The following is a 4,512-nucleotide window of genomic DNA, read 5'->3' as shown; positions in this document are numbered from 1 at the left end:
CGGCGACGCAGCGGGCGCACTCCGGCAGCGGCCGGGTCCGGCTCTGCCGCAACCGTGTCCGAGGCGCCGGGCGCACCGAACGGTGGTCGGGTCCCCGCACAGCCCGGTGCGGTGCGTGTCATCTCGCCGATCGTCCGCAGGCTGGCTCGCGAGCACGGTGTGGAGCTCGCCGCACTCGCCGACACCGCGCCCGGGGGGATCGTCCGGCGCTCCCAGGTCGAGGACGCGGTGCGCGCCAAGACCACAGCAGGTGCGCCGACCACGACCGGAGACGACCTGCGGATCCCGTTGCGCGGCATACGCAAGACCATCGCCGACAAGCTGGCCACGAGCCGGCGCGAGATCCCCGACGCGACCACGTGGGTCGACGTCGACGCCACCGGGCTGATGGACGCCAGGGACGCGCTGCGGGCACTGCGCCCGGAGGCGGGGATCGGCGTGCTCGCGCTGGTGGCCCGCATCACGATTGCCGGACTGCGGCGCTACCCCGACCTCAACGCGTCGGTCGACGTCGACCGCGCGGAGATCGTCCGGCACGGGCGAATCCACCTGGGCTTTGCGGCGCAGTCCCCTCGAGGCCTGGTCGTGCCCGTGATCCACGATGCGCACGAGCGCTCGACCTCTGAGCTGGCCGCGGCTCTGCGGGACCTCACCGAGCGCGCCCGGGAGGGCACGCTCTCCCCCACGGAGCTCAGCGGTGGCACCTTCACGCTCAACAACTACGGCGTCTTCGGGGTGGACGGCTCGACACCGATCATCAACCACCCCGAGGCGGCCATGCTCGGCATCGGCCGCATCACGGACAAGCCGTGGGCGCACGAGGGCACGCTGGCCCTGCGCAAGGTGACCCAGCTGTCGTTCACCTTCGACCACCGGGTGTGTGACGGTGGCGTCGCCGGCGGCTTCCTGCGCTTCGTCGCCGACTGTGTCGAGGCCCCGACCACGCTGCTCGCCGAGCTCTGAGCTCAGGCGGTAGCCCCGCACAGCGAGGCGAGCGCCCGTGGCCCACGCGGCCACGGGCGCAGCCGCGTGAGGCGCGAACGCGTTCGCAAAAAAGGTTGCCACACGCTATATCGCGTTATAACGTGTCCTCTGCACACGCGATATAACGCGATATAGCGCACCAGTAAGGAACCGCCGCCATGAGCACCACCGCCACCCGCCGCCACCCCGAGACCACCGTCCGCCCCATCGCGACCACCACCAGCCGCCCCGGCGGCCACTCTGGCTCCAGCCGCCTGCGCCAGGCTCTCCGCCGGGTGTTCCAGCACCGCCCGGTGACCGGCTTCTCGAAGCCGCTGCCCCCGACCAACGTCCCCGAGCACCTCTCGCGCGACGAGATCAGGGACGCACAGGTCCGCCAGTTCGGCTTCCACTCCCGGCTCTGCTGACCTGACCGGGCGACACCGAAACGGCCCCCGCGTCGTCCTCCTCCGGGGGAGGGGCGACGCGTGGGCCGTTTGCTTGCGGGCGGCCTCGAGGGAGCCGCAGACCTACTTGCTCTCGACCGGCAGCACGCTGAAATAGGCCTTGCTGTCCTCGACCTTGGTCACCGTGACCTTGTAGTCCTGCTTCTTGCCGTCCGCGGTGGCCGTGCACGTCATCTGGGCGTCGACCTCGCCCTTGAGGTCCTCGGGGCACTCGACCTTGTCCACCTTGACCCCCTGCTTCGACAGCGCGCTCGAGATCTGCGTCTGGACGTCGTCCTTCGGCACCTTGCCCCCACAACCGGCGACGAGTCCCACGGTCAGCAGTGCGGCTGCGGCCGCCGAGATCTTGCGCGTGACGTTCTTCATCTGTCCCTCCCATTGGGCAGGCAAGCAGGCGGCGGTCGCTGCCCGAAGCGTGTGCTGGTTCCCCCCTCTGACCCACGCCGACGAGGAAAGGTTCCGCCGGTCATCGTAGGGCGTCCCGGTGGAGCGGGGAACCGCGGTCGAGGAGGCCGCGGTTCGGCTCACCGGCCGGACCGGTCAGTGGAGAGCGGGCGTCAGCGCGAGGATCGGGAGCTGCTCGACGACGCGGCCCCGGCTCGCGTCGGTGCCGTCGTAGTCGACGTCGGCCAGGCGGTTCAGCACCCGCGGGATGAGCCGAGCCGCGACGCGGTGCGCACGCTCGTAGTCCTCCAGCACGACGGCGGCCTCGTCCGTGGTCAGCAACCGGTGCGTGGGCACGAACCGGTCGCCGCCACACCGCACCTCGAGACCCTGGCCGGCCTGGAGGTTCTTCAGCCACTGGCTGCCGCGACCAAGACCGGAGATGACGTATGCCGTGCGCGAGCCCGGCTCCCAGCGCAGGACCTCGAGCATGGTGCGGTGGACCAGTCCGCTCTTGCGACCGCGATGAGTGAGCAGGAGGAAACGATGCCCGACCACGCATCCCAGTCCCACGTCATACATCACGACCGGCGCCTTCAAGGCGGCCTCGAGTGCCCGGTTCATCGCTCGAGGATACGCCGAGCAGCGGCGCGCATGGCCGTCGTTCGTGGGCACCGAGCCCGGTCAGGACGCGGTGATCCGGACCAGCGCCACCCGGCCACGCCCCCGCAATCGCGCCTGTCCGCCGTCCCCGAGCACGACCGAGTCGAACTGGGCCAGCGGGCGCGGGACGGCTTCGGGCTCCTGGAGGCGGAGCGACCCGTCGAGGACGACAGCCACGGCGTGCCCGGTCAGCTCGACGGGCTCCCCTGCCAGCTCGCGGACCGTCAGCTCGCCGGTCGTCCTGCCCCGGCGGGTCATCACGTTGAGGTCGCGGGTCGGTCCGCCCGGCAGCCGACACGACGTGTCGCTCTCGCCGGCGAACGCGAAGGGTTCGTGAGGGCGCAGGGTGCGTTCGACGCCGTCGACGGTGAGCACCATCCCGTCGCCCTCGAGCAGGGTGATCACCCGGTCGACGCCGGGGAACGCGGAGAACGCACCAGATCGGTCGACGTCTGCGATGCTCACCCGCCAGTCGAACTCCCCCGCCTCCTGGACCGGTGCCGTCGCGACCTCGCGGGTGAGGCCGCCGCCGTTGCGCCAGGGCGACTCGACGAGGTCGGCGAAGTGCAGCACGCGCACCACGTCACTGCCCCGGCAGCTCGAGGGCGCGGGCGATCGGCACGCCGGGACGGTAGGGCAGATGGAGGTAGGAGGGTGCGTCGAGCAGCGTGAGGTCCCCACTTCCCCCGACCATGATCCGGCCGATGTCGTTGCGCTCCAACGACTGCGCGCTGCCATAGGTCACGGCTCGAAGTGCCTCCGCCGGCGTCAGCCCCATCTCGCGCACCGCCAGCGCGATGACGAAGGGAACCGACGAGGAGTAGCACGTGCCGGGGTTGCAGTCGCACGCCAGCGCGATGGTCACGCCAGCGTCCACCAGGGCTCGCGCGTCGGGGTAGGGCGACTTCGTGGAGAACTCGACTCCGGGCAGCAGCGTGGCCACGGTGGTGTCGGCCGCTCCTGCGAGGGCCTCGACGTCGTCGTCGGACAGGTAGGTGCAGTGGTCGATGCTGGCCGCGCCGAGCTCGACGGCGAGCTGCACGCCCGGGCCGTGGCCGAGCTGGTTGCCGTGCACCCGCAGCAGGAGCCCGGCCTCGCGCCCCGCTTCGAGGATCGTCCGGGACTCCTCACCGGTGAACGCGTGCGCGCTGTTCGGCTCACAGAAGACGTCCACCCACTTCGCGTGCGGAGCACACGCCTGGAGCATCTCGCCGGCGACGAGCTCGACGTAGTCCTCCCGGCGGTCGGCATACTCCTGCGGCACCACGTGGCCGCCGAGAAACGTGGTCTCGGAGGTGAACTCGCCGGCGATGCGCAGGGCCCGGGCCTCGTCGTCCACCGTGAGTCCGTAGCCGCTCTTGATCTCGACGGTGCTGGTCCCCTGCGCGCGCATCTCGCCGACCCGCCTGGCCACGAGCGCGCGCAGCTGCTCGTCGGAGGCAGCCCGGGTCGCGTCCACGGAGTTGGCGATGCCGCCGCCGTCGTATGCCGTGCCGGTCATCCGCGCCGCGAACTCCGCCGAGCGGTCACCGGCAAAGACCAGGTGGGAGTGGCTGTCGACGAACCCCGGCACGACGGAGCGGCCCTCCACGTCCACCCGCTGGTCGGCGTCCGGCGCGCCCGCCGCGTGCCCGACCCACTCGACCGTGCCGTCCTCGACGACGACCGCGGCGTCTCGCAACAGCCCGAGTCCCTCCGAGTGGTCGGCCCCGTCGAGGGTCGGGTCGTTGGTGACGAGCTCGGCGATGCCGGTGATGAGGGTGGTGGTCACGAGTCTCTCCCTGCGTCTGTCGGGGTGGCGGTCCGCCACAACGGTGCGATGGAGTCCTGCAGCAACGCTCCCACGTCACCGAGGACGTGCCGCCCCCCGGTGACGACCACACGCCCGTCGACCACGACCGTGTCGACATCGGGCGCGGTGGCCGAGAGCAGCACCTGCTCGGGCGCGGACCCGGCGGTGCGCGGCGAGTCGAGCCGCACTGCGACAAGGTCCGCGCGTGCCCCCGCCTCGAGGCGCCCCGCGTCGGCCCAGCCG

The 4,512-nt window shown here is 71.6% G+C and carries 6 protein-coding genes and 1 pseudogene; 2 read left to right on the top strand and 5 right to left on the bottom strand.

The window, feature by feature from the left end; all coding sequences use genetic code 11:
* Both FRW57_RS17800 and FRW57_RS23435 read left to right on the top strand, forming a co-directional pair.
* Positions 1 to 963: dihydrolipoamide acetyltransferase family protein (locus FRW57_RS17800; protein WP_162529410.1), on the top strand; the 963-nt coding region annotated here is incomplete at its 5' end.
* 179 nt (positions 964 to 1,142) lie between these two features.
* Positions 1,143 to 1,391, top strand: coding sequence for a hypothetical protein (locus tag FRW57_RS23435; RefSeq protein ID WP_162529409.1), 249 nt, complete (start codon positions 1,143 to 1,145; stop codon positions 1,389 to 1,391).
* A gap of 102 nt (positions 1,392 to 1,493) precedes the next feature.
* On the opposite strand, the gene FRW57_RS17790 is transcribed toward FRW57_RS23435, so the two are convergent.
* The 5 genes and pseudogenes from FRW57_RS17790 to FRW57_RS17770 form a co-directional block, all read right to left on the bottom strand.
* The gene (locus FRW57_RS17790; protein WP_152186623.1) at positions 1,494 to 1,796 is read right to left on the bottom strand and encodes a DUF4333 domain-containing protein; all 303 of its coding nucleotides are present in this window, start codon (positions 1,794 to 1,796) and stop codon (positions 1,494 to 1,496) included.
* 174 nt (positions 1,797 to 1,970) lie between these two features.
* Complete coding sequence (locus tag FRW57_RS17785; protein ID WP_152186622.1) at positions 1,971 to 2,438, bottom strand: nitroreductase family deazaflavin-dependent oxidoreductase; 468 nt, start codon at positions 2,436 to 2,438, stop codon at positions 1,971 to 1,973.
* Between the two features lie 60 nt (positions 2,439 to 2,498).
* Complete coding sequence (locus tag FRW57_RS17780) at positions 2,499 to 3,050, bottom strand: HutD/Ves family protein (RefSeq protein ID WP_203230396.1); 552 nt, start codon at positions 3,048 to 3,050, stop codon at positions 2,499 to 2,501.
* A 10-nt stretch (positions 3,051 to 3,060) separates the two neighbouring features.
* A complete protein-coding gene (gene hutI / locus FRW57_RS17775; protein ID WP_152186621.1) occupies positions 3,061 to 4,248 on the bottom strand; it encodes an imidazolonepropionase in 1,188 nt (395 codons plus the stop codon).
* A pseudogene (locus FRW57_RS17770) lies at positions 4,245 to 4,512 on the bottom strand (formimidoylglutamate deiminase); the annotation flags it as partial. The pseudogene FRW57_RS17770 and the gene hutI, both read right to left, overlap by 4 nt.

This window comes from Segeticoccus rhizosphaerae (genome assembly GCF_009192725.1).
Taxonomy (GTDB): Bacteria; Actinomycetota; Actinomycetes; order Actinomycetales; family Dermatophilaceae; genus Segeticoccus; species Segeticoccus rhizosphaerae.
The sequence above is the reverse complement of the archived record's forward strand: the minus strand, read 5'-3'. Positions and strand labels throughout refer to the sequence as shown.